Origin of the sequence: Thorsellia anophelis DSM 18579 (assembly GCF_900111395.1) — a bacterium.
Taxonomy (GTDB): Bacteria; Pseudomonadota; Gammaproteobacteria; order Enterobacterales; family Thorselliaceae; genus Thorsellia; species Thorsellia anophelis.
Map to the genome: position 1 here is coordinate 1 of NZ_FOHV01000001.1, position 24,211 is coordinate 24,211.

The following is a 24,211-nucleotide window of genomic DNA, read 5'->3' on the forward strand; positions in this document are numbered from 1 at the left end:
ACAGCTATGCAACTTTGATGACTTGGATAAGACGTAGACTCAGGGCAGTTCAACTTAAAAGTTGGAAAAAGCCAAGCAGGCTTCACCGACGATTAAGACAGCTTGGGTACAAAGGTACATTCAAATTTATCAAGATGAATAGCTGGAGGAACGCTTGTAGTCCGCTAGCACATTATGCAATGCCTAATAAATGGTTTGAAGAACTCAAACTATTTGACTTAACAAGCTTGTATAAGTAAAGAACGTCTAACAAAAACGTTAGATATTTATTGGTATGAGCCGTATACGAGGTCCGTACGTACGGTTCTGTGAGAGGGATAAGACGGTAACGTCTTACCCTACTCGATATTATTCAAGCTTGCAACCTACTTATTTATGGGGAGGTTGTAAGCTATTGCTATTTAAGTAGCAAAATTAAATAGGTCTGTTCTGGTTTTTAATGCATTTGATTGCAGTCGATTTGATTACAATAGCGCTTTGGCTTATTCCAAAGAACAAAAGGATTTAGGAGATGAAATCAAATTTAGCGATTGAAATAAGAACCTAACCACATTGAAGAAGGCTAAAGGTGTTAATCATACATGCAGTTGGATGTGACGACAGGAATCCACTTCCATTTAGGGGGAGTTCAAGAAATCTATCTTAGCTGATAAGGATCCATTATAAAATATATTACTTTCCATAAAAATGGTCATTATGTTCAAGTGAAAAAAGGGTTTTCATTCAATACATTGATATTTGGATATTGGGTTTATTTGTTCCAGCGTATGTGGCTATCTTGATTGATATGGTTTTTAGTGTATGCAATAACTATCGTTACCATATCAAATTTTGAATATTAAGTTGAGCGTGATAATGAGAGTGTTTTGTGGGCGTTAAATTTAGACTATCTATTTTGGGTGAATTTTATATTATATCAATTATTTACAATAAATAAAAAATACAAACTTCGTCTAATAAAAAAGGATGTGTTGACAACATAGATGCAGATAAAATTAAGCAACCTACGTTACTATAATCTATAGGTAGTTCGATGATTGACAAGCTAGGATGTGACATTAAAAATCAATATGTAGATAAGTTTTTGTTTTTATTCTGTTGTTGTGAGTGTTCATCAACGTGTTTTGTACAAATTTAAAATAATTTTACCATTCCGCTGTGTATTTAACTATATTCATTTATAAGGCGCACTTTTTACCTAATTAGGTAATCTAATATAGCAGGGGAAAAGAATAACAAAAGGTAAAACGGATGAGTGAATATTTTGAAGTATACGATGCAAAAAATAATCATATCTCCTCTTTTCATGGGTTGATAGAGTGTGGTGATTTTTCTGATATAGGTGGATTTTATTTATATGCATTTGTTGGCTTTCCATTAGATAAAACGACATATTTTGATTCTGATACGCATTATCTACTAAAAACTAAGCGCTATGATGGCAGGTTAGATTTTGAATTCAGTGTAATTGGCATTAATATAATAAACCAAGTTGCTTATTTTAGAATATTGAAGCGTAATGGTATGTATACGTTTGGGGCTTTAACATTGCTTAGTGTTTATGAAAAAGCAGATCGCCGAGTATTTATTGAAATTAAAAAGCAGTGCAAATTTGCTTATCTCTCTGCCTCATACCTAGTTTCGGGATTCAAGAAGAATTTGAACAAAAATGAGATCATACTTGATGGTAAGTATATTATTGATACTGATTCATTTTTTTGTGAGCTAGGTTATGGGTTTTTTGGTACATTTGGTTATATGGGATGGAACTTGAATGCCGTTGCAGATATGCTAAATGACATGTATCAAATCGATAATCCAATTAAAATTAAATGGGTTAATTTTGAGCAATCAAAGTTAATGATTGCTAATAGCCGAAGTGATTTGAGCAATTTTCCAGATTATGATTTTATCGAATGGGCTAAGGACGTACTGCAAAAATATTGTGATTTATCTTGTGTACCGTAAAATCCTGTTCTTTAGGGCGGGGGGAAAATAGTGTGGGGTAGGTATGGGTGAAAATTACATTATTTATAGTTTAGAAGATGAACTTATTTTTTCATTTGATGAGTTAGTGGAATGTAGCGACTTTTCAAATGAAATTGGCGTATATTTATACGTTTTTATAGGTTCAAATTTACATAGCATCGCACCAATCAAAATAGGGTGTACCTATCAGTTAAAAACCGCACTTTATGGTGGTCGTTTAAATTTTAATTTTGAAGTAATTGATATTAAATTAGAACAAGGTATTGTTTACTGCACGATAAAAAAAATGCTGGATAAATATGTATTTGGTGCTTTATCCGTTATAAATGGGTACTCTAATAGTCAAGATAGAATATGGCATGATATGCAATTATCATTAAAAAGAAAGTACCTTTCTGCTGCATACCTAATATCTGGGATAAAGAATAGTTTAGTTAAGAATCAGATTATACTTGAAGGAAAATATGTCACTGATCCAGATGCGTTTTTTTGTGAGATTGGTTACGGATTTTTCGGTATGTACGGATATATGGGAAGTAATTTTGAAGAGCTGGAGGAAATTCTTGCCAATTTATTGCCTCAAACTGGCATAATTAATATTATTTGGACTGATTTAGCGCAGTCTCAGCTTATGATAAATAACACCCAAGATTTCGAATATCCTTATGAATTTATTAGTGAAGCGCAGTACGTTCTGAGAGAGTATTGTCATTTAAATTTAAGATAAATTGAATTCGACTTAGGGGGGCAGATAATCACAGGTGGGTGTGTCAAACTGTGGGTATTATCCGGTGTGCCGTAAAACCCCGTCTTTCAAAGCGAGGGAGATGTCAAAATTAGCATGCAGTAGGTATCATCTATGCAAAATCGTACTATCAAAAATATAATCGATCTTAGGTTCACATAGGTTTATTGTTAATTAATTCATTACAGATATCGAACAGTCAAGTTTTTCAACAATGGGATTATAAACGGTGTGAATGGATTGGATAAGTTCACACTTGGCTGTAGGAAATCACCTTATTCAACAAGTGGTTAGAGTGATTTGTGCAAATATGAGTCTTAAGGAATATATGTCAAAAGAAATCTACACAGGTTATTATATGCTTGCTGCTTTAAATGGTGATACTGCTTTTGGTGGAATATCAGGTAGAATTTCCCTACCAAACTATGATAAAAAACTACAGCTTTATTTTAATGAAAAAGTGATTGCTAGTACCGAAACACAAGCTGATGATAATGGAATTTATTGCAATTTTACATTGGCTGAATTGGAAGGTCTACATTCAGCATTAGAGAAGATTATCAATGATATGAGGAAATTAGAAGCTTTATCAAAACAAAACTTATTGCGAGATGAAGCATATATCGATGTAGATAAAGTATGATAAATAGTCGATGATTTATTGAATAAGCAATTGATAAAAAACAAATAAAATTTGTTTGGTTGAAATTCAGGCGCATTAATCGTATTTTCATCTACATATTGACCACTAACATCTGTCTGATGATCATAATGATATTTAAAAAAAGTCACTTCACCTTGATAAGCTTAAGGTTAACATATGATTCGTTTGAGTTAGCGATTTATAAGTAACTATCTGAGAATTGCTGAGATTATAATGGCGCCTCTTATGGAAAAAGGGGCATATATTGTCAACTACAACAATGATATGCCCACTGAACAATGATTTAAAAAAGTGAATTCCACCTGCCGTAATCAAATCTCATTTAATACTTTATCAGATTGTTGTTACGGAAAATTATCTTGAAATTGTTGCCGATTATAAGTTACCTTATCGTAGATAAGGTAACTTCAAGACCGTAGACAGTTATTCTTTAGATTGGTCATTAGTAATAATTTTAAATTTTTCATCTAAAAGATTAGATAAAATCAGTTTGCCATTAGGTCCTCGCCTAAATTCAGCATATTTAGCTTTTTCATACTGCTCAGCTTGACCATCTTCAAAAAAATATTCATGACTGATACGAATCGTTGCATCATTAAACTCATCTATTTTAACCCCAATAGATGCATACTCCTCTTCGTTATGTATACCGGCCCATTGCATGACTCGATTTTCATCTAGGGTATAACTTAATGAGTAGTGCTCAGGAAAAATTTTGAATAAAAGTGATTTTTCGAATTGACTGTCTTTCAATTTTTGTTGATAGAGTTCTGATGCAATACTCGATTCAAGACGATAAGCAAGTCGCATATAGTCTCCTTGTATTAATGAACGAGGATCAGCGGGAGTGAGATCTAAACGGACAATATCCCCTTCTTTAATAATATGTTCATAAGCAATAATGGTTGTATTTGCAATAAATAAAGCAGCACCAAGGCCAATAGTGGCTAAACTAAGACGGGTTTTTCGCGTTGCTAATAAAGCTGATAAGGTTATTTTTTCTTTAGGTGTAATTTCATTAGGATCGTTGCCTTCGGTTGTTAAGTCATCAGAGTGTCTAGTTGATGTATCTAAATTTTGCTTTTCACTAGAAATGCTTTTTAAATCTTTTTCAATTTGCTTAACGAAAAAACTAAGTAGCATACTGAACAAAAATATCACTCCACCACTTACCGCTAATTGAAAGGATTTATCAATTAACAGAACTTCTTTTGAGTAATAGTTAAAGGTTAAAAGTAACAAACTAAACATCCAACTCAATACTAATACCGTTCTAGATTGAAGTGCGACACTAATAAAAATTAGGGTAAGAATATAATTTAAGCCAGAAAAATAAGGCAATATAAAATAGCTCGCAGCAGACAGAATTAGAAGCCCGATTTTAAAGCGAGTATCATTCGGTAGTTTATTATTTAACCAAAGCAATGCTGCCGTAAACAGTGGCATTGGGATATAGAAAAAATTTGCATATTCGTGGACGTATTTTTTGCTAAAAAATTCACTGAGTAAAAAAATATGGTATACACCAATTAGCATAAGTAAAACCCACCATACTTGCGTAGGAATTAAGCTAAAAGGTTTAACTCTGAAAAGTTTTGCTTTTGGTCTTTTATCAGAGTAAATAATTAATGCGATTAAAAGATAATTCGAAATAACAACAATATAATATAAATAAATTTGTATGAGTTCATAGTCAGTGGCATTAATAAGTTTTTTCAAAATCAGTAGGAACATATTTATTGTGATTAATGTTAAAGCAACTGCTGAAATGGAACGGCTAGCGGTGTTTTTAACCAAAATGAACAGCATTGTAATGCATATTGCAGTAACTAATAGCGCCCAAAAAAAACGGTCAATAACAGCTGTTTCAAAAAGAGGGGTAATAAACTCCCGAGTGACTATTTCACCCCAGGATAAAGCACAAAAAACATAAATGAACGCACAGCTAATTTGATTAACTAGAGAGTCGGATAGGACTTTATTTTTAATTAAGATTAAGGCGCCTAGAATAAAGGGAATAACGATAATCAATTGGTCATCAAGCCAAAGTAAAATAAAAGCTGAAGCTGCAATGCTAATTGACCAACCTAATAAAGATCGGCATATGGTAAGCGTTCTTCTCATTTTTAATTGTGTATCATCACTAAAAACGGCATTTTCTTTACGCCATTTGAGATAAACACTCCTTAAATAACTGAAAAATAATACAGTTGATATAATGAGGGAAATTGTGATAAATAAAAATTGGAAAGTGAAATCTGTTTGGATATTGCTGTGAATGAGTGTATTAATAAACACTAAAATATAAAAAATAATAATGATATAACTAATCGGTTCCTTTCGTAGGTAGATTTCCAGTGCAATAAGTAAAAGTACTGTACTTGCTATTAATACGATGATGATATTGTCGTAATTAGATTCAAAAAAAATAAATAAATAGCTGTAAGTTAAGGTTGTGACGAGAAGTAAGTGGCTTAGCCAATTGATTTTTTGGGTTCTTACGACTGCGATATAAATAAGTAAATTAATGATCGCGGGTAATAACATTTTAGGAAAAAAGGCATTGAATAATTGATTGCTTATGAGTAGCAGAGTTGTATTTAATATAACTAACCAAAATAACCATATTAATGGTTTATTTTGGTATAAAGCCCAAGGGAGAGCTAATGCTGTCCATAATGCGAATAACTGCCATGCATCTGCACCAGTTTGATAAGTTTGCCCGATTAAAGCAAAAATACCACCAATTGCTGTAATTGCGATTAAAGTCAGGCAGAAGTTTCCCCAGAACGCCCCTAGATGTTCATGGCTTATTTGGGGTTTAAAATAGAGAGTTAATCCTATGCATCCAATAGCAGAAGCTATCAAAGTTCCTTGAGTAATCATAAATCGTTGCATAATATCAATCTCTGACCAATTTGCTGCAACAAATGTGATAAGTCCACTACTTAATAAAATAATCGATAATATTATCAAATTAACAGTGATGTATTTAGAAACTTGTAGATTATGCTGTTGTGTTTGCATAGGATTTCTCATAAAAATTTAGTTAGACTTCGGTTGTTCGGATTTTATTGATCACAAAAAATAGCAGACTAATTCCCACACCAATTATGGTGGCAAGAGACATTCCTGTTAAGTTAACTGCGCCGATTTTAATTGCAGCTCCACTGACACCGATAATAAGGATAATTGAGGTTAATATCAAATTTTGCGGCTTATTATAGTCAACCTTGCTTTCAACTAAAATTCGGATACCAGAGGCAGCAATCACCCCATAAAGAAGAAGAGAAACACCACCAATTACCGCTGGATGAATTGCTTGAATTGCAGCAGAGAGTTTACCGATACAAGATAAGAATATAGCAATAACTGCTGCAAACCCAATTACCCAAGTACTGTAGACTTTAGTGAGAGCAAGTACCCCTATGTTTTCTCCATAAGTAGTATTGGGCGTGGAACCAAAAAATCCAGAGAATGTGGTGGAAAGTCCATTAGCGAACATCGAACGATGAAGCCCAGGGCTCGTAATTAAATCTTTTTTGACAATATTAGCGGTGACCATTAAGTGGCCAACATGCTCAACAATGACAACAAGAGCTGCAGGCAGCACTGTGATAATCGCAATTAGATCAAATTTAGGGGAGTAAAATGTTGGGAGTGCAAACCAATTTGTTTCTTTAACAAGTGTAAAATCAGTTAATCCAACAAAGTGTGCAATTGCATAACCACTAAGCACACCAATTAAAATTGGAATAATCGCAAAAAAACCACGAAATAGAATGGTGCCGAGCACAGTTATCGTTAATGTTGATAGGGAAACGATGACAACTTTACCATTAAAAGGGTTTGTAGTGCTTGGTAGTAGACCTGCCATGTCTGCTGCCGTATGGGCAAGTTCAAGACCAATAACAGCAACAATTGCTCCCATGGCAGCAGGTGGAAATAAAATATTTATCCACTGCGTCCCTGCAACTTTTATAATTCCAGCTACTGCCATAAATATTATTCCGCAAATGATAAAAGCACCTAGTGCGTATTCATAGGACAAACCACTCGCATAAATTGCACCTACTGGGGCGATAAATGCAAAGCTTGACCCTAAATAAGCAGGAATTTTACCTTTACAGATAAATAGGTATAACAATGTACCGAATCCATTAAAAAGCAATATAGTGGCAGGATCAACTTTTAGTAAGAAGGGAACCATGACTGTCGCCCCGAACATCGCGAAAAGATGTTGAAGACTGAGCGGGAGAGTTTTAAGAATCGGTAACCGTTCATGTACATCGATAATTTGGGATGATTTCATTTAGTAGAGTCCTATAAATCAGCATTAAAAAAAGGTATGATCGTAAAGAAATAGCATTTTATAAAATTTTTCAAATACTCATTTGCTGCACTTTGCTATTATAGCGTTTAAAATATGTTTTGATGCAGATAATAATGTGGTATTGGTGATTTATTGATAAATTAGGTTGTATTCATTCATATCGCGTATATATCAATTAGCCAGTTTAGATAAAAACGGTTATTAATAAATGCACTTATAAGATAGCTTTACTTAAACAGGAGAGCAAGAATGAGGCTGCTTTTTAGCAGATGCTATCCCTCCCTTGGCATAACCCAAGTACGCTTGCATGAAATAATGAAACAACATTTAGGAAAAATTGTAGGTGTTATTCTAGCACTTATTTTCAAACTTGGATTTATCGGTGTTATTTGCTGTTTAATTTTAGGGCATTTAATTGATAGATCTCGTAAGCGTTCTCTCGCATTTGAAGGGGATGAGCGCTATCTTGATAGACAACAAGTTTTTTTTACAACAACCTTCCAAGTTATGGGGCATTTGAGCAAAGCAAAAGGGGTCATTACTGAACGTGATATTGAAATGGCAAACTCAATTATGGACCGTTTTGATTTATATGATGATCAAAGACGAGTTGCCCAAGAAGCGTATCGTTTTGGTAAAGAACCTGATTTTCCTTTAAGAAAAGTCATGAGAGATTTAAGACTTTCTTTAGGTAGGCGTTTTGATCTGATTAAGATTTTTTTAGAGATTCAGCTGCAAGTCGCTTTAGCTGATGGTGTATTACACGAAAAAGAAAAAGATGTTTTAATGGTGATTGCTAATGAGTTAGGGATTGGTAGACAATTTGAATCGATTTTAAATATGCTATTAGCTGGAAATCAGTTTGGTCAGAATCATCAAGGTGCAAATTATTCAGAGCAGCGAGGATTTAGTTCGAGTACCTCAAAAATAAAAGAAGCGTATACCATTTTAGGGATCGCAGAACAGAGTGATGCAGTAGTGATAAAGCGTGCTTATCGAAAACTCATGAGCGAACACCATCCAGATAAGTTAGTTGCTAAGGGGTTGCCACCTGAGATGATGGAGATGGCTAAAGAAAAAGCGCAAACCATCCAAGCAGCTTATGAATTACTAAAAAATCATATAGGATTTAAATAATCTTTTTAAAGCGACTGAAGAATTTTCCGTTTTTTTAGTCGCCTAAAACTGTTTTATTTTGCTGATACTATATATTTTTTAACCAAAGCACTGTCCATATGTTCACTGAATTGGAAGATGACATCTTGGGCATCATCTTCTTCAAGCGTTAATTCAGTAATTGCACGTCCAATCTCCTTGTCGCCACTGTTCATTGCTTTAATGATGATTTTACCTTTGAATTCTTTATTCGCGATAACATAAGCTGCAATTTTATTTGTGCCTAATTCTTTGTTTTTGATATTGCTAATATCAATCCCTAGGGCTTCTAAATCAGTTTTTGGATCGATTTCGAACTTAGCAACAAAATGTTCATCGATTCCCTCACCTACGCCCTTTAGTGTTTCAAGTGCCATTCCTGTTGCTGATGAAGTAATATCTTTTACGATAGAATCTGCATAACTAGAAGTTGTAATAGCTAAACTTATTGCACTTAACAGCATTATTTTTTTAATATTAGTACTCACTGACATCTAAATAACTCCTAGTCATTATGATAATTAGATTGAACATATGAAATATAAAAATTTTTGAAAGAAAATTTATGTATAAGCAGTCGATAGTATATCAACAACAAATTAATTTTAAAAATAAAAAGTATTTTTGACTAATTAATCAATCTTTAGCAATTAATGCTAAAAATGCTTCAATAATCGGCTCATGCATGCGTTTGATTTGTGTACAGATTCCTAAATCAAAAGATTGAATATCTAAAATTTCTTTCTTGATGATTCTTTGTTTGATTGTTTCAGCACTGTTTTCTACAACAACCGCAGGGAGAATTGCAATACCGCATCCTACTGCGACCATAGGGACAATCGCTTCATGACCAGCAACGGTTGCATAAATATGTGGATGCTTAATATTTTGCCGCTTAAACCATTCATCCACTCGTTTTCTGGAAGGTCCATGTTCTGGTAAAATGAACGGAATCTCTTCCCAGTTTGGGTTTGCCTGTATTGCAGCTTGTTTCACTTGACAGGGCATTGCAGGAATGATTAAGGATAATTCAATATCACCAATTTTATGAAAAATAATAGATAGAGGTAAGTTAGCCGGTCTTCCTGCTATTCCTAGATCAGCTTCTCTTGATTGAATTTTTTCTAATGCATCAGCAGCATCGCCTGTAGAGAGTTTGATTTCTACATTTGGATGCAGCGCCCGGAATTTATCTAAAATAGGGGGGAGATGGCTATAGGCTGCAGTTACGGAACAAAATAACTTAAGTTCTCCTGCTAACGTGCTATTTTTTGCATTTACTAGCTGTTTGATTTGTTCATATTCTAAGAGTGTTGTTTGTGCAAAATTAATAAATTTTTGACCAGCTTCTGTGAGCTCTACATGACGATTGTCTCGAATAAATAAAGCTTGGCCTAATGAGTTTTCCAATCGTTGAATCTGTCTTGAAAGTGTTGAGGCACTCATGTGTAAGGCAGATGCACTACGCCCAAAATGTAGGGTCTGAGTAAGGTTTAAAAAGCATTTTAGATCACTTAAATCCATATTAAATTACCGCAAGTAAGCGCATGTGAGCTAAGGGTGATTAGTTATACTTGTTCAATTGAATTTGTTCAAAAGAAGAGTGCAGTCTTGAATGATTGAAGTAGATGATACAGATTTTATTTATACATTATTTATATTGACGGTAAAGACTAAAAAGGCGCAATTTTGCGCCTTTCAAACAAACAGTTTTTACAATTCAAGTTGTTAGTCGTCTCTGTCATCTAAAATAGAGGTTAATGAACTGATAGAACGCATTGCTGTTATTTCTAACACTTCAGCTTCTTGTTGTTCTTGGCGAGCACGAGCATCTAAGATTGAATTGTTAATTAAGCCTTTTTCGATTTCACGTAGTGCTATCACTGTTGGTTTATCATTTTCTGCTGGTACTAAAGGATCCTTACCACCCGTTTGTAACTGACGTGCACGGCGTGATGCAACTAAAATTAAATCAAAACGATTACCAACTTGTTCTACTGCATCTTGTACGGTTACGCGAGCCATATATCCCCCAAATCTTGAGTAACGAATTTCTGTAAAATAAAAAATTATTTATATAAGGTAAGTAAATTAAAAACGAAGTTTATTTTTGCTAGATGAAATTTTCATTTGTTTATTTTAAATAAAAACACATTACCTTACTACTAACGTTAAATTATAGAAGATTTTTGAACAAATAGCGATTGATTTTTGATATTAGCCTTGATTTGGCTAATCCCCCCTTTGTGACATCTTTCAAAGAAGGGATTAAGGGGAGGTAATTAAGATACTTTTGTGAAAAGCGCTTTTGACTCAGTAATTAAACGCGCTACTACAGAAGGATCGGCTAGGGTCGAGATATCGCCTAATTGATCTGCTTCATCACAAGCAATCTTACGTAAAATTCGCCTCATGATTTTACCTGAACGAGTCTTCGGGAGCGCATTCGTCCAGTGTAGGAAATCAGGTGTTGCAATTGGCCCTATTTCATTTCTAACCCAAGCTTTTACTTCATTATATAGCGTTTGATCTGCCTCTTCTCCAGCATTGAGCGTAATATAAGCATAGATTGCTTGTCCTTTAATATCATGAGGGACACCTATTACCGCTGCCTCTGCTATTTTAGGATGAGCGACTAAAGCCGATTCTATTTCTGCAGTCCCCAGTCTATGTCCTGATACATTCAGAACATCATCCACTCTGCCTGTAATCCATAAATCACCATCAGCGTCTCTTTTAGCGGCATCTCCACTAAAATAGGTCCCTTTAAATGTGGTAAAGTATGCCTCTTCGAATCTAGCATGATCTCCATAGAGTGTTCTTGCTTGTGAAGGCCATGAATCTAAAATGACGAGATTTCCTTCACCCTCTCCCTTTATAAGGTTACCTTCATTATCCATTAGTGCAGGTTGTACACCAAAAAAAGGTTTCATAGCTGAACCAGGTTTAAGATCATGCGCACCTGGTAGTGGGGTAATTAAAAATCCACCGGTTTCAGTTTGCCACCAAGTATCTACAATTGGGCATTTTCCATTCCCGATTGTTTCATGATACCAAATCCAAGCTTGTGGATTAATTGGTTCACCTACTGTTCCGAGTAATTTTAACGAGTTTCGGTGGGTATTTTCTACAACAACCTCCCCTTGAGCCATCAATGCTCTTATCGCAGTTGGTGCAGTATAAAGAATGTTAACATTATATTTATCAATAATTTGAGAGAGTCTGTTAGCAGTAGGGTAGCTCGGTATCCCTTCATACATCACAATGGTTGCACCATTTGAAAGCGGGCCATATACTAAATAACTGTGGCCAGTAATCCAGCCTACGTCAGCAGTACACCAAAAAATATCATTTGGTTGATAATTAAAAACGGTTTTAAACGTTAATGTGGTATAGACAAGATAACCGCCAGTTGTATGTAGTACTCCTTTAGGTTTACCTGTGGAACCTGAGGTATATAGGATAAATAAAGGAGATTCAGCCCCCATTTCTTCTGCAGGGCAATGTGGATTAGCAGCTGAGATAGCCTCATGCCACCAAATGTCTCTTTCCTCATGCCAAGCATCATGATGCCCAGTTCTCTCTAATACAATTACACTTTTAACTGTTGTGACTTCTGGTTTAGCGAGCGCCACATCCACATTTTTTTTCAATGGAATAATTTTGCCTCCTCGAATACCTTCATCAGAAGTAATGACTAATTTTGCATTAGAGTCTATTATTCTACCTGCAATCGCTTCTGGCGAAAAACCACCAAAAATGACAGAATGGACTGCACCAATTCTGGTACAAGCCAGCATAGCAATAGCAGCTTCAGGCACCATAGGCATGTAAATGACAACGACATCTCCTTTATTAATACCTTGAGATTTCAAGACATTTGCAAAGCGGCAGACCTGATCATAGAGTTCTTTGTAGGTTATTTTTTTCGATTGACTAGGATCATCTCCTTCCCAGATGATTGCAACGTTATCTCCTTTAGTTTCAAGGTGCCTATCTAGGCAATTTTGTGCAATATTCAATGTGCCATCTTCATACCAACGTATATTAACGTTACCTAATCCAAATTGAGTATTTTTTACTTGCGTAAATGGTTTAATCCAATCAATATTCTTAGCCTGTTCTTTCCAAAACTCATCTGGATGAGTTATGGATTGTTGGTATAAAGTTTGATATTTTTCTTCAGTAATAAAAGCAGATTGAGCTAATTGCTCTGGTTTATTATACATTCTACCTTCTAGCATAGATTGCTCCTAAGTGTTGATATGAATATTTAGATTTTAAATAATTGGTAAGGCTTTAAGTATGGTTGTTAATTAAGTATGAATAAAATGTTAAATGACAATAGAGGCTTATATCTGTTTTTGGTAGAGTGGATATTAGATAATGTGTTTTAGATCACAGGATTGACTATAAATGTTGTAATTATGTTAACAGGCGCACACTTTTACTCTAGGATTACACAGTTGGTTCAATAAAATAGCAGGCAGATTTACTCTCTGCCTTTAGCATTAAAAGAGCATTTTGTTTTAAACAATTTGATTAAGTTAGATAAATTGAGCCTTAATCTTTTAAGTAATTATCTTTCTGGATTATCTGTGTTAAGCCAATTAAAATTAGACTGTATATGCTCTAATATATCTTGTGGATCTGAGGCTAAATTTGCGCCTTGCTTAATTAACCAGTGTGTCCCTTGGCTTTGCTTATTGCCAAGTGGGCCTGGTAGAGCAAAAATATCTTTTCCCTGTTCTAATGCAAAACGAGCTGTCATTAATGACCCACTTTTTAATGTTGCTTCTATGACTAAAATGCCATTTCCAAGCGCACTCATTAAATGGTTCTTAGCGCTAAAATGATGAATAGTCTGTTTTGTGTCTGGATAAAATGGTGAGACAAGCGTTCCTCCATGCTCAACAATTTTATCAGCAAGGGCTGTATGTTCAGATGGGTATATATCATTCAATCCTGAACCTAATACAGCAATTGTTTTCCCTTTCACTCTTAATAGAGATTGGTGAACGGTTTGATCTATGCCTCTTGCTAATCCACTTGTTATCACAAATCCAAGTTTTGAAAGTTCGCAAGCAAATTTATTTGCCCAAAATTGACCATAATGAGTGGCACGTCTACTGCCAACAATCACGAGTTGTGGGGCGTGAAGTAAAGCAACATCTCCTTCAACAAAAAGTAAGTTAGGTGGCCTATCAATATTCTTTAAATTACTTGGATAATTATGACTGCTAATCGGTAAAATATAACGTTTTGATGTTTCTAGCCACTTTAGTGTTTTATTGACAAGATCACTATCAATTTCAAAAAATTGTTTGATTTGTAATGGATTAAGCCCTGACATTGATAATATTTCACTATTTTGAGCAAGGTTATTTGAAACGTTGTGGCTAAAATGAGACTCAATACTAGTCCAAGTTTCAATTGATAATGCATGGACAGTATTTAGGCGCATCCAAAGCTCTTCCTTAAGCATATTCGTATCCTTACAATTAATACGGAGGAATAATATGAGGTAATGATAAGACATTACGTGACATAGGCTATTTTTTTTCCAGTTAAACCACTATAATTAACCCACTACTTTATCAGACTTAACAGGGATATTTATTTTATGGCAATTTTATCAGTTCTACAGTTTCCAGATGAACGTTTACGTACAAAAGCAAAAAAAGTGGAGACTATTTCAGCAGATCTTCAAACTTTCATTGATGATATGCTTGAAACCATGTATGCAGAGGAAGGTATAGGGCTTGCTGCATCGCAGGTTGATCATCATATCCGTTTAGTTGTGATTGATATTTCTGATGAGAGAAATGAGCCTTTAGTGTTGATTAATCCTGAAATTTTAGACAAAAAAGGGGAGACTGGCATTGAAGAAGGATGTTTATCTGTCTATGAATATAGAGCCCTCGTTCCTCGTGCACAGTGGGTTAAAATAAGAGCTCAAGATAGAAATGGTAAGATGTTTGAGTTAGAAGCGGATGGTTTATTAGCGATTTGTATTCAACATGAACTCGATCATTTAGATGGAAAACTTTTTGTTGATTATCTCTCCCCATTAAAACGTGACAGGTTAAAACAAAAATTACTGAAACTCGCTCGATTAGAAAGTCGTTTAGAAGATAAAGAAGGTTGATATGCTTGATAGTAACATGATACCCCAAGCACTTTTATCCAAACGAATTATTTTTGCTGGTACGCCTGAGTTTGCTGCTCAACATTTACAAGCATTGATAAAGGCTAAATTGAATATTGTTGGGGTATTTACCCAACCAGATAGACCAGCTGGTCGAGGAAAAAAGCTCACTGCTAGTCCAGTTAAATTATTAGCACTCGAACATGGATTACCAGTATTTCAACCTGAAAAGCTAAAAGAACCTTCTGATCAGGCTTTAGTTTCTGATTTAGAAGCTGACCTGATGGTTGTGGTTGCGTACGGGTTAATTTTACCTAAATCTGTGCTGGAAATGCCGCAATTAGGCTGTATTAATGTGCATGGTTCTTTATTACCAAGATGGCGAGGTGCAGCACCTATTCAAAGGGCTATTTGGGCAGGTGATGAACAAACAGGCATTACGATTATGCAGATGGATGTTGGGCTTGATACTGGAGATATGCTATACAAGCTAAGCTTGCCTATTGAAGCTAATGATACCAGTGCTTCATTATACCAAAAGCTAGCGAATATAGGTCCTAAGGCATTATTAGAAGCGCTGGTTAGCCTAACTGAAGGTGCGCTTATTCCTTCCCCTCAATCAGAAGATGCTGTGACATATGCTCATAAATTGACTAAAGAAGAAGCAAAATTAGATTGGTCACTGAGTGCACACGAATTAGCTCGTTGTGTACGAGCATTTAATCCATGGCCTATGAGTTATTTTATGGTAGATGAGCTTTCTATTAAAATTTGGGAAGCCGAAGCGATTGATAATATGCCGATACTATCTGAAAAAAATGTTGATAACGGTACGCTCTTGCAAGCTGATAAAAGTGGTCTTTATTTCAAAACAGAGAGTGGAATATTACGCATTACACAAGTTCAACCTGCAGGTAGTAAACCTATGCCTGTTGCTGATCTTCTTAATTCTAAAAAATCACTATTTGCTGTAGGTCGAAAATTTTCTTAAATAAAGCTATCTGTATCGTATACTAAGCTCAGATTAAAAATCTATTTTTTAACCTGAGCGACATTCAATAAAATCCCTTAGCGATTTTTAGCTTTAGCAATAATTTGAGAGGTCGAAATACCTGGTTCAAAATTCAACACTCGTACTTCCCCTCCTGCTGCTAGAACTTCCTTTCCTCCAGCAATTTCATCAGGTTTGTAATCACCGCCTTTGACTAAAAGATCGGGTAGAATTTCCCCAATAACTCTTTGCGGCGTATCCTCTTCAAAAGGGACAACCCAGTCAACGGATTCTAATGCTGCGAGTACCTGCATTCTTTGTTCTAGAGGATTAATTGGGCGAGTCGGTCCTTTAAGCCTAGCAACGGAAGCATCGCTATTTACTGCTACAATTAATCGACTGCCGAGTTTTCGTGCGTTGGCCAAGTAAGAAACATGCCCTGCATGCAAAATATCAAAGCAACCATTTGTCATCACGATTTTTTCGCCCCTAGCTCTGGCTAGTTTTATGGCGGCGGTTAGATTTAACTCACTCATAATACCAAAACCAATCGAAGCACGCTTTCTCAGTGCATTTTCAAGTTCTATTGCACTGACTGTAGATGTCCCTAACTTACCTACTACAATGCCAGCACCTGTATTGGCTAATATACAGGCTTCTTCTAATGATTTACCAGTAGCTAAACTTGAAGCTAACACAGCAATTACGGTATCACCAGCACCTGTTACATCATAAACCTCTTGCGCGAGTGTTGGGAGATGAAAAGTAGGTTTATTAGGTTGAAGCAGTGTCATGCCTTTTTCTGAGCGGGTGATGAGTAATGCCTCTAATTGACAAGACTTAATTAATTCAAGCCCTTTAGTTTCAATTTCTTCTTCTGTGTTGCATTTACCTACAACCGCTTCAAATTCACTCATGTTAGGTGTTAATAATGTCGCGCCAGCGTATTTTTTAAAATCAGTTCCCTTTGGATCAATAATGATTGGTTTACCTTGTGATTTTGCTTGCTGGATCATTAACTGAATATGGTTTAAGACTCCTTTTCCATAATCAGAAAAAACAAGTACATTTGCAGCGCGTAGTTCAATCAATAATTTTTCTATCATAGGGGTAGGCTCTATATCATCAAAGCCTTCTTCAAAATCTAAACGCATGAGTTGCTGATTACGAGATAAGATTCTGAGTTTTGTAATCGTTGGGTGTGAAGCCACTTTAATAAAATGACAAGTGATTTTATGTTGGTTTAATTGTGTTTCTAGACTATTGGCTGCTTCATCTATACCAGAAAGACCAATTAATTGTGCCTTTGCACCGAGCGAAGCTACGTTCATTGCAACGTTTGCTGCTCCGCCCGGGCGCTCCTCTATGTGGTTTACTTTTACAATTGGAACGGGGGCTTCAGGTGAAATTCTGCCAGTTGGACCAGACCAATACCGATCAAGCATAATATCTCCAACAACTAAAACACTGGCAGATTCAAAGGTCGGTAGTTGTGTTCTCATAGATATCCTTTTTGTGTGAAAACAATAAATAAATTACTTTTAAGCTGTTATCATTTAACTAATATTTTTGCTAAGTTAACTAATGGTGTTTTGTCTACGTTGATCTAGCACCGCAAAATTGTAATAACCAAACCATAAAATTGCAAAAATTGGTACGAATAATGCCGCTGTTGGAATGTAATTTAATAACGCACAAAACAGGCCAATTTTTTCATTCGCAGGTTTTTCACTGCTGAGAATTTGTTTTATTTCAGAATCATTAGCGTAATCGCATAAAGCATCAAAAGGTAGAGTGCGGCTAAAGAAAAAACGAGTCCAATAAATTTGCCAAGCAATTGCGATTGGAGGGATAAACCAAAGAGGTAGACCAATAAAAATTGTTACAACAAAAATACCTGCATAATATAATGTATTTTTAATATCTTGTTTAAGCGAGACACCTTTTATATCAAGGTGAGCAAACTTTTTTTTATAAATGTGTTTAATAAGCATATCGTCCACAATAAGTGCACTAATAACAACCGCTGTAATCCCGCCTAGTGCTAATACGGTTAAAAAGGTTGCAAGCCAAATAAAAAAGCTAGTCACACCAAACCCAAGTGTATTATCAAACCAAAGATTAATGCTCTCAACCCAACTGATTTTGCTAAATAAAAAAGTAATTAAATCATTAATTAACCCACCAAAAAATGTTCCAAGCAAAATACTACTAACAATGAAAGTTAAAAATGGGATGCAAAATGCAAGCCATACCTTAGGGTGAAAGCAACTTATGAGTGCTTGTTTAAATGCAGTTGAGATAGAAGGAGTATTTATATTTGCCATGATGTTATTACTCTTAAAATGCCTAATATATACAAGTAAGATACGGTTATGCTGCCTATTATGTTAAACCAAATATCTACGTTTATTGTTTAATGAAACCTGATTCTAATGTTTGCCAGTTAGCAAACATGTCGCAAGACGTTTCAAGTAGTGCACGTGCTTTCTTATCTTCAGAAGCAAATCGTTCTTTAAGTGTGTTTTGCAGATCAGATAGGTTAATACGTTGATCTTTAGGGGCTAAAAGCTGCTTCATGGCAATCTCTGATAGAGCGATTTTTAGTATTTCTTGACCATGTTTTTTACTAAGTGATTCTATGTTCTCGTTTATTGCAGATAAATTTGCAATAGATAAATTCACTTCATTATTTTTGTCATTAATTACTTGGTTAAGTTCTTCAAAAATAATCGGTTTAAGCTCTTTAATTTTTTCTCTTAATTGACTATTTTTGCCAAGTGTATCCACTATGGTTGTATCTAGTTTTTCTAAATTCGTATCGATTAGTGTGTGGGTTGTACTCAGTAAATTTGGTAGGTCATCTCTGACGGTTTGTTGAAATTGCTCTGCTTTATTTTGTTCATTTTCTGATAAATTGACAAATTTACCATTAAGGGTCATGCTACCATCCCTGCTAATTAACCAGGTATCTGAATTTTGACTCAGGGAAACCGTTTTATCGGTGATGGTAATGTTTTTAGTTGGCATGATAGGACACCCTATTTTTTCAAGGGCAAACATATCATTTGCTTGACTAAGATTTGTGTGGGTGAGACATAAAAATCCAAGTACTGCGCCTATTATTTTTATTGTAGGCATAAGGCCTTTATGTGCTACCTTATTAGAAAATATCAGTGGTGTATTAGAAATAGTTGGCATGTGAGTACCTTATTTTAAATGATAGTTTTTAGAAGATAAGTTTGTAAAACTCATAACTTAAATGGCTTTAAACATTAAATCCCATACACCATGCCCAAGTTTCGTTCCTCTTTGTTCAAATTTTGTCACAGGTCGGCTTTCAGGTCTTGGCACATAATCTTGGGTTGTCGATAAATTAGTAAATTGTGGGTGCTGTGTTAAAAATTCTAGTGACCACTGTGCATATGGCTCCCAATCAGTAGCCATATGAAATACGCCATTTTTAAGGAGTTTTTGGTGAATCAAATTTAAAAATTCAGTTTGTACAATACGGCGTTTATGGTGCCTAGCTTTATGCCATGGGTCTGGAAAAAATAACTGAATCATATGCAAACTATGATTAGGAATCATATTTTCTAGTACTTCTATCGCATCGTGGCACATTACTTTTAAATTAGATAAATTTGTTTCGTTAGCTAAATGTAAACAAGCACCAACACCAGGTAAATGAACCTCGATACCTAAGAAATTTTGGTCCCTATTTTCGCTTGCCATTGCGACAAGTGAGTTACCCATGCCAAAACCAATTTCTAATGTGACATTAGCATCATTGTTGAATAAGCGAGTTAAATCGAGTGGTTCTTTTTGGTATTCAACGCCATGGACTGGCCAGAATTGTTTTAAAGCATTTTCTTGACCATTAGTTAACCTACCTTGACGACGAACAAAGCTGCGGACTTTTCGTAACACTTTTCCTTCACTATCAGTTTCAGTACTAATAACACTATTTGATAAATTTTCTATGCTAACAGCGTTGATTGCTCCTTTAGTTTCAACTAAGGGCGGTAAGTTAGGGTGTGGGGTATGATTAGATGACATATTATTTTATTTGCTCAAGCCTAGGTCAATCGTCATCAAGCAAATGAGATAGTTATGGGTATCAAATTTAGCTTGAGGGCGGAAATTAGTTATCGGTAATTCAACGGATTTAATAGCGTTAATATAACATGTCGGCGGATTATTTTATAGCTTAACATCAGATTGCTTTGTGAGTACGTGAATATTTTTGGTGGGTGAGTTATTTTATCATGTTGTAATAATATCCCAAAATAATCGTCATATCATTAGCTATATTGTATATAATAAGGCTAATTGCGTGCTTGATAAGTACTTTTAAGCAAAGTCCACTCATTAATTTAATGATTTATTTAGGTTTTATATTATTTAACAAAGGTAATTTATGTCACAAGATTTAATGCTGCAGTCACAAAAAACAGATCAACTCTATCGGTTTTTATTTGATGAGCATGCGGCAAGGGGAGAATTAGTTACAGTCACTCATACACTTAATGCAATGCTAGAGCATCATAATTACCCTGTTGCCATTCAAAAGTTGTTAGGGGAGCTTGTTGTTGCAACTAGTTTATTAACAGCAACATTAAAATTTGAAGGGGATATCACTGTTCAATTACAAGGTGATGGACCTATTTCTATGTTAGTGATTAATGGTAATAACCATCAACAAATGCGTGGCACTGTGAAATATGATGAATCAATTGCTTTCTTGCCAGAGAGTAACATTGAAACGCTTTTTGGACGAGGGTATATCGTCATCACTGTTATGCCTAAAGATGGTGAGCGTTATCAAGGTATTGTTGAATTAGAAGGGCATAGTATTGCCAGTTGTTTAGAACGTTACTTCACACAATCTGAGCAATTAGAAACAAGGTTGTTTCTTTTTTCTCAAATGCATGAAGGAGTAATGCATGCTGCAGGCATGTTTTTACAGGTTATGCCTGGCCAAGTGGAAAAAGATGAGTACTTTTTTGATAGCATCACTCAATTAACTCACACGATAAAAGCAGAGGAATTATTTAATTTGCCAGTGGAAGAGATACTTAACAGGCTCTATCATGAAGAAATCGTTAGATTATACGATCCACAGCCTGTTTCCTTTTTTTGCCATTGCTCTGAAGAAAAGTGCTACTCAGCGATGGCGACTTTGGGTGATGAAGAGATTGAATCATTGCTTAATGAGCAAAAGCTTGTGACTTTTAATTGTGATTTTTGTGGTAAAGCTTACGAATTTGATGCGGATATGATTAATACTGCACTCAAAAGAAATCTAACAAACTAGGTTTTAATCGTAATGTTGCCATTTTAGGTTGTTGCGCCTTTTCAAATTGCTATAGGGTTGAGTCATTGGCGGGCAGCCTAAATTGGACATCAAAGATTTGAAAATGCGCTCTCATGCAAATCCACAGAGTGGATAGCTGATGTAGATTATAATCTTTGACATCCTCTCTTCCCTTAAGGTCCGGCTTTTATAGCATGCCGGATAAGTTTACTTCACACGTCCCCTTAATTATTTATTCCTTGATATCGTTAATTGCGCACTTAAACTAAGATACACTGAGTTAACTCCTTACATTCATCAATATATCAATAAATAAGCTTGCTAGTATGTTTGATTGTGTTAAATGACTATCACAAACGAGCAAGTCTATTTTCAATTTCTTTATCAGTGTAAAAATTTAGGGTTCCATTGGTAAGCTTAGGACAAGTCATTTTAGAGGGTACCCTACCGCTACTAAATAGACAATTACAGTAATACTCTATATCAACATCCATTTTACATTTTTATGCGCATAAAAATGTGCTGTGTTGTATTTTAAAGTAGGAGCAGTCTGTCTATAAATAGATATCTAACGGATTGGAGGTATTGATGAAACGAAACTTATTAGACGCATTAATAAAATGGAAAGATAAGCCGGCTCGTAAACCGCTTTTAATTAATGGAGCAAGGCAAACAGGAAAAACGTACTTACTTCATCAATTATTGGGTAAATCATTTAATCATGTATTGCGGATTGATTTCCTTGAAAACCCAATTTATAAGGAGGTTTTTAATGGTGCTTTAACTCCAGATGAAATTATCATGAATATCTCTTTAATCACCAATAAGCCATTCAATCCATTAACAGATTTATTGATATTTGATGAGATAGGGGAGTGTGAACGTGCTGTTACGTCATTAAAATATTTTGCAGAAAGTAATCAGTCATTTTTTTAGTGGCAAGTGGATCTAATATTGGCCTATTAAATTCTTTTCCAGTTGGGCAAGTAGAGCAGCATAACTTAAGACCTCTTACTTTTCAGGAATTCATTCATGCATCAGATGAGCCTGCTTTGATAAAAGCATTTGATTCTCAGATTAATACTCCAGCTGTACACACCATATTAATGGATAAGTTAACGGATTATTTTTTCACAGGCGGCATGCCAGAAGCAGTGTGTAAATGGTATCAATTAAAACAAGCAAATATTTTGGAGCGCATAGCAGAAGTCTCTAAAGTCCACTCTGATCTCGTCAATGGGTATAGACGAGATTTTGGTAAATATGCAGGCAAAGTGGATGCCATGCTTATTGAATCCGTCTTTAATAGCATCCCTTCCCAGCTTGCTATTGTGGGTGATGAGTCTGTTCAAAGATTTAAATTTAAAGGTGTCCATGAGCGAAAATCACGCTATAAAGATCTTGAAACTGCCATTTATTGGCTTAAATGTTGCAATTTGGTATTGTCTAATTATCCTGTTGAAGGTCTGTTAAGGATGCCATTTGCGGCCTATAAAAAAGAGAATATGGTAAAACTATTTCATTTTGATGTGGGGCTACTGAATCATATGCTTGGTAGTGGTTATAGAGAAATTAAGCAGCAAAATTATGAATATAAAGGCTATATAGCTGAAAATTTTGTTCAGCAAGAATTGACCGCGCTTGGTTATGAGCCATGCTACTCTTGGCATGATGCAAGAGCTGAAATAGAATTTATTCTTTCAACGGATAGCGGCGAAATTATCCCAGTAGAAGTCAAAAGCGGGAAGAGAACAAGAGCTAAATCACTGGCATCTTATATTGAAAAAAATAGGCCTAAGAGAACATTTAAATTAACCGGCACTCAAGGCTCTTCTATCCTAGAAAAAAATCATACCGTTATGCCGCTATATTACGCGCACTTTTTAAAAATGCGTATAACTGAGAACGAGTGATGGGTGTGGTAGGGTGCTTACTTTTCAAGACGAGTTTAAGGGATTATTTTTTGCTGATTTATTCAGGCAATGGCCAGTATCTATGCGCGCTGACTTTAGGTCGTGCGCATAGATGACAATCGCTAATCACGCACATCGTCTAAAGAACTATATAGGGAGCTTTCAGTATTATCTTCTTTTTCATTTGCTACGTCTTGTTGCCAATTTTGATAACTTTTCGTCATTTTTACCTTGGCATAATAAGCATTAATTCGGTCATCTAGCGGTAATAAATACGAGTCAAATCTCGATAGAAAAGGTGCGTAATAGGCATCTGCTGCACTATATTCACCAAATAGGAAATCTCCATCTGATTGAGATAAAGCCTCCAAAAATATCGACGAGAAACTGGCTATTTCTTTTCTTAATAATTCTGATGGTGTAAACCGTTTATATACTTTATCAAATTGCATCGGACATTCGTTTCTTAATAATGAATATCCTGCATGCATTTGCGCACATAAACTTCTCGCTTTTGCTCTTTTTTGCTTATCAGTCGGCCAAATAGCCAGCTCAGCATGAGACTCAGCAAGATATTCGACAATCGCCAAAGTATCAGAAATAACAAGTGACTCATCTAGTAAAAGGGGAACTTTTTTCGTTAAGCTATAATCGCTAACACGACTTGCAAAATCAGGGGAGTCAAACCTTATTAGTTCCTCTTTAAAGGGAATATCAAATTCTTTCATTAACAACCATACTCGCATTGACCATGATGAATAACGTTTATTTGCAAGAACTAGTGTGTACATATAACCTCACTTTACCTGTTGTTGTAGATAGTTGTTTAAGAAATTGAACCACTTGGTATCCTCCTTGTCCTAAATGGCGAGGAGGATACCGTATTCAGACCGAAGTCTGATTTACCTATGCGAGTTCCTGCTTCACCTTGCGACCTGAAGTTGTCATCTCTCCAC

21 protein-coding genes and 1 pseudogene are annotated in these 24,211 nt (G+C 35.3%); 10 read left to right on the forward strand and 12 right to left on the reverse strand.

What is annotated here, in order from left to right; genetic code table 11:
* The 4 genes and pseudogenes from BMW37_RS00005 to BMW37_RS00020 all read left to right on the forward strand — a co-directional run.
* Window positions 1–239: pseudogene (locus BMW37_RS00005) on the forward strand (hypothetical protein); the annotation flags it as partial.
* Between the two features lie 1,012 nt (window positions 240–1,251).
* Window positions 1,252–1,968 (forward strand): barstar family protein, encoded by a 717-nt coding sequence (locus BMW37_RS00010; RefSeq protein ID WP_093316365.1) that lies wholly within the window; start codon window positions 1,252–1,254, stop codon window positions 1,966–1,968.
* 43 nt (window positions 1,969–2,011) lie between these two features.
* Window positions 2,012–2,716: a barstar family protein gene (locus BMW37_RS00015; RefSeq protein ID WP_093316367.1), complete on the forward strand. Its 705-nt coding sequence runs from the start codon at window positions 2,012–2,014 to the stop codon at window positions 2,714–2,716.
* Between the two features lie 346 nt (window positions 2,717–3,062).
* Window positions 3,063–3,377: a hypothetical protein gene (locus BMW37_RS00020; RefSeq protein WP_093316370.1), complete on the forward strand. Its 315-nt coding sequence runs from the start codon at window positions 3,063–3,065 to the stop codon at window positions 3,375–3,377.
* A 444-nt stretch (window positions 3,378–3,821) separates the two neighbouring features.
* On the opposite strand, the gene BMW37_RS00025 is transcribed toward BMW37_RS00020, so the two are convergent.
* Complete coding sequence (locus BMW37_RS00025) at window positions 3,822–6,425, reverse strand: GDYXXLXY domain-containing protein (protein ID WP_177168540.1); 2,604 nt, start codon at window positions 6,423–6,425, stop codon at window positions 3,822–3,824.
* A gap of 22 nt (window positions 6,426–6,447) precedes the next feature.
* Window positions 6,448–7,710: a uracil permease gene (gene uraA, locus BMW37_RS00030; protein WP_093316375.1), complete on the reverse strand. Its 1,263-nt coding sequence runs from the start codon at window positions 7,708–7,710 to the stop codon at window positions 6,448–6,450.
* Window positions 7,711–8,046: 336 nt separating this feature from the next.
* Between uraA and djlA the strand changes: the two genes are divergently transcribed.
* Window positions 8,047–8,868: a co-chaperone DjlA gene (gene djlA, locus BMW37_RS00035; protein WP_093316917.1), complete on the forward strand. Its 822-nt coding sequence runs from the start codon at window positions 8,047–8,049 to the stop codon at window positions 8,866–8,868.
* Window positions 8,869–8,921: 53 nt separating this feature from the next.
* On the opposite strand, the gene BMW37_RS00040 is transcribed toward djlA, so the two are convergent.
* From BMW37_RS00040 to dprA, 5 genes are all read right to left on the reverse strand, one after another.
* Complete coding sequence (locus tag BMW37_RS00040) at window positions 8,922–9,380, reverse strand: hypothetical protein (protein ID WP_093316377.1); 459 nt, start codon at window positions 9,378–9,380, stop codon at window positions 8,922–8,924.
* Between the two features lie 142 nt (window positions 9,381–9,522).
* Window positions 9,523–10,410 (reverse strand): HTH-type transcriptional activator IlvY, encoded by an 888-nt coding sequence (ilvY, locus tag BMW37_RS00045; RefSeq protein WP_093316380.1) that lies wholly within the window; start codon window positions 10,408–10,410, stop codon window positions 9,523–9,525.
* A gap of 204 nt (window positions 10,411–10,614) precedes the next feature.
* Entirely contained in the window at window positions 10,615–10,911 is a 297-nt protein-coding gene (gene rpoZ, locus BMW37_RS00050; protein WP_093316383.1) for a DNA-directed RNA polymerase subunit omega, read from the reverse strand.
* Window positions 10,912–11,168: 257 nt separating this feature from the next.
* On the reverse strand, window positions 11,169–13,130 hold the full coding sequence (gene acs / locus BMW37_RS00055; RefSeq protein WP_093316385.1) for an acetate--CoA ligase: 1,962 nt from the start codon (window positions 13,128–13,130) through the stop codon (window positions 11,169–11,171).
* A gap of 335 nt (window positions 13,131–13,465) precedes the next feature.
* Complete coding sequence (gene dprA / locus BMW37_RS00060) at window positions 13,466–14,371, reverse strand: DNA-processing protein DprA (RefSeq protein ID WP_177168541.1); 906 nt, start codon at window positions 14,369–14,371, stop codon at window positions 13,466–13,468.
* Between the two features lie 138 nt (window positions 14,372–14,509).
* Between dprA and def the strand changes: the two genes are divergently transcribed.
* Window positions 14,510–15,034 (forward strand): peptide deformylase, encoded by a 525-nt coding sequence (gene def, locus BMW37_RS00065; RefSeq protein WP_093316391.1) that lies wholly within the window; start codon window positions 14,510–14,512, stop codon window positions 15,032–15,034.
* A 1-nt stretch (window position 15,035) separates the two neighbouring features.
* The gene (gene fmt / locus BMW37_RS00070) at window positions 15,036–16,025 is read left to right on the forward strand and encodes a methionyl-tRNA formyltransferase (protein ID WP_093316393.1); all 990 of its coding nucleotides are present in this window, start codon (window positions 15,036–15,038) and stop codon (window positions 16,023–16,025) included.
* A gap of 77 nt (window positions 16,026–16,102) precedes the next feature.
* On the opposite strand, the gene hldE is transcribed toward fmt, so the two are convergent.
* The 4 genes from hldE to trmB all read right to left on the reverse strand — a co-directional run bounded on the left by hldE (window position 16,103) and on the right by trmB (window position 20,084).
* Window positions 16,103–17,527 carry a bifunctional D-glycero-beta-D-manno-heptose-7-phosphate kinase/D-glycero-beta-D-manno-heptose 1-phosphate adenylyltransferase HldE gene (gene hldE / locus BMW37_RS00075; protein ID WP_093316396.1) on the reverse strand — a complete coding sequence of 475 codons (1,425 nt, stop codon included), beginning with the start codon at window positions 17,525–17,527 and terminating at the stop codon, window positions 16,103–16,105.
* Between the two features lie 75 nt (window positions 17,528–17,602).
* Window positions 17,603–18,352 carry an EI24 domain-containing protein gene (locus tag BMW37_RS00080; RefSeq protein ID WP_093316398.1) on the reverse strand — a complete coding sequence of 250 codons (750 nt, stop codon included), beginning with the start codon at window positions 18,350–18,352 and terminating at the stop codon, window positions 17,603–17,605.
* An 82-nt stretch (window positions 18,353–18,434) separates the two neighbouring features.
* The gene (locus BMW37_RS00085) at window positions 18,435–19,226 is read right to left on the reverse strand and encodes a DUF2884 family protein (RefSeq protein WP_093316401.1); all 792 of its coding nucleotides are present in this window, start codon (window positions 19,224–19,226) and stop codon (window positions 18,435–18,437) included.
* A 57-nt stretch (window positions 19,227–19,283) separates the two neighbouring features.
* Window positions 19,284–20,084, reverse strand: coding sequence for a tRNA (guanosine(46)-N7)-methyltransferase TrmB (trmB, locus tag BMW37_RS00090; RefSeq protein ID WP_093316403.1), 801 nt, complete (start codon window positions 20,082–20,084; stop codon window positions 19,284–19,286).
* Between the two features lie 361 nt (window positions 20,085–20,445).
* Here trmB and hslO point away from each other — a divergent pair, with 361 nt between their 5' ends.
* The 3 genes from hslO (at window position 20,446) to BMW37_RS00100 (ending at window position 23,255) form a co-directional block, all read left to right on the forward strand.
* Window positions 20,446–21,342, forward strand: coding sequence for an Hsp33 family molecular chaperone HslO (gene hslO / locus BMW37_RS00095; RefSeq protein WP_245710982.1), 897 nt, complete (start codon window positions 20,446–20,448; stop codon window positions 21,340–21,342).
* 588 nt (window positions 21,343–21,930) lie between these two features.
* Window positions 21,931–22,278 (forward strand): AAA family ATPase, encoded by a 348-nt coding sequence (locus BMW37_RS15370; protein ID WP_245710983.1) that lies wholly within the window; start codon window positions 21,931–21,933, stop codon window positions 22,276–22,278.
* On the forward strand, window positions 22,278–23,255 hold the full coding sequence (locus BMW37_RS00100) for an ATP-binding protein (protein ID WP_245710984.1): 978 nt from the start codon (window positions 22,278–22,280) through the stop codon (window positions 23,253–23,255). The genes BMW37_RS15370 and BMW37_RS00100 overlap by 1 nt, the downstream gene beginning before the upstream one ends.
* Window positions 23,256–23,377: 122 nt before the next feature.
* On the opposite strand, the gene BMW37_RS00105 is transcribed toward BMW37_RS00100, so the two are convergent.
* Entirely contained in the window at window positions 23,378–24,046 is a 669-nt protein-coding gene (locus BMW37_RS00105) for a glutathione S-transferase family protein (protein WP_093316405.1), read from the reverse strand.
* Window positions 24,047–24,211 lie beyond the last annotated feature (165 nt).

Excerpts from the sequence above, each read along its gene's own strand:
- djlA (WP_093316917.1), top strand. The coding sequence starts at position 8,047 with ATGAAACAACATTTAGGAAAAATTGTAGGTGTTATTCTAGCACTTATT.
- BMW37_RS00020 (WP_093316370.1), top strand. The coding sequence starts at position 3,063 with ATGTCAAAAGAAATCTACACAGGTTATTATATGCTTGCTGCTTTAAAT.
- fmt (WP_093316393.1), top strand. The coding sequence starts at position 15,036 with ATGCTTGATAGTAACATGATACCCCAAGCACTTTTATCCAAACGAATT.
- trmB (WP_093316403.1), bottom strand. The coding sequence starts at position 20,084 with ATGTCATCTAATCATACCCCACACCCTAACTTACCGCCCTTAGTTGAA.
- uraA (WP_093316375.1), bottom strand. The coding sequence starts at position 7,710 with ATGAAATCATCCCAAATTATCGATGTACATGAACGGTTACCGATTCTT.
- dprA (WP_177168541.1), bottom strand. The coding sequence starts at position 14,371 with ATGCTTAAGGAAGAGCTTTGGATGCGCCTAAATACTGTCCATGCATTA.
- BMW37_RS00025 (WP_177168540.1), bottom strand. The coding sequence starts at position 6,425 with ATGCAAACACAACAGCATAATCTACAAGTTTCTAAATACATCACTGTT.
- acs (WP_093316385.1), bottom strand. The coding sequence starts at position 13,130 with ATGCTAGAAGGTAGAATGTATAATAAACCAGAGCAATTAGCTCAATCT.
- BMW37_RS00085 (WP_093316401.1), bottom strand. The coding sequence starts at position 19,226 with ATGCCAACTATTTCTAATACACCACTGATATTTTCTAATAAGGTAGCA.
- BMW37_RS00015 (WP_093316367.1), top strand. The coding sequence starts at position 2,012 with ATGGGTGAAAATTACATTATTTATAGTTTAGAAGATGAACTTATTTTT.
- BMW37_RS00080 (WP_093316398.1), bottom strand. The coding sequence starts at position 18,352 with ATGGCAAATATAAATACTCCTTCTATCTCAACTGCATTTAAACAAGCA.
- def (WP_093316391.1), top strand. The coding sequence starts at position 14,510 with ATGGCAATTTTATCAGTTCTACAGTTTCCAGATGAACGTTTACGTACA.
- BMW37_RS00040 (WP_093316377.1), bottom strand. The coding sequence starts at position 9,380 with ATGTCAGTGAGTACTAATATTAAAAAAATAATGCTGTTAAGTGCAATA.
- rpoZ (WP_093316383.1), bottom strand. The coding sequence starts at position 10,911 with ATGGCTCGCGTAACCGTACAAGATGCAGTAGAACAAGTTGGTAATCGT.
- BMW37_RS15370 (WP_245710983.1), top strand. The coding sequence starts at position 21,931 with ATGAAACGAAACTTATTAGACGCATTAATAAAATGGAAAGATAAGCCG.
- hslO (WP_245710982.1), top strand. The coding sequence starts at position 20,446 with ATGTCACAAGATTTAATGCTGCAGTCACAAAAAACAGATCAACTCTAT.
- hldE (WP_093316396.1), bottom strand. The coding sequence starts at position 17,527 with ATGAGAACACAACTACCGACCTTTGAATCTGCCAGTGTTTTAGTTGTT.
- BMW37_RS00105 (WP_093316405.1), bottom strand. The coding sequence starts at position 24,046 with ATGTACACACTAGTTCTTGCAAATAAACGTTATTCATCATGGTCAATG.
- ilvY (WP_093316380.1), bottom strand. The coding sequence starts at position 10,410 with ATGGATTTAAGTGATCTAAAATGCTTTTTAAACCTTACTCAGACCCTA.
- BMW37_RS00010 (WP_093316365.1), top strand. The coding sequence starts at position 1,252 with ATGAGTGAATATTTTGAAGTATACGATGCAAAAAATAATCATATCTCC.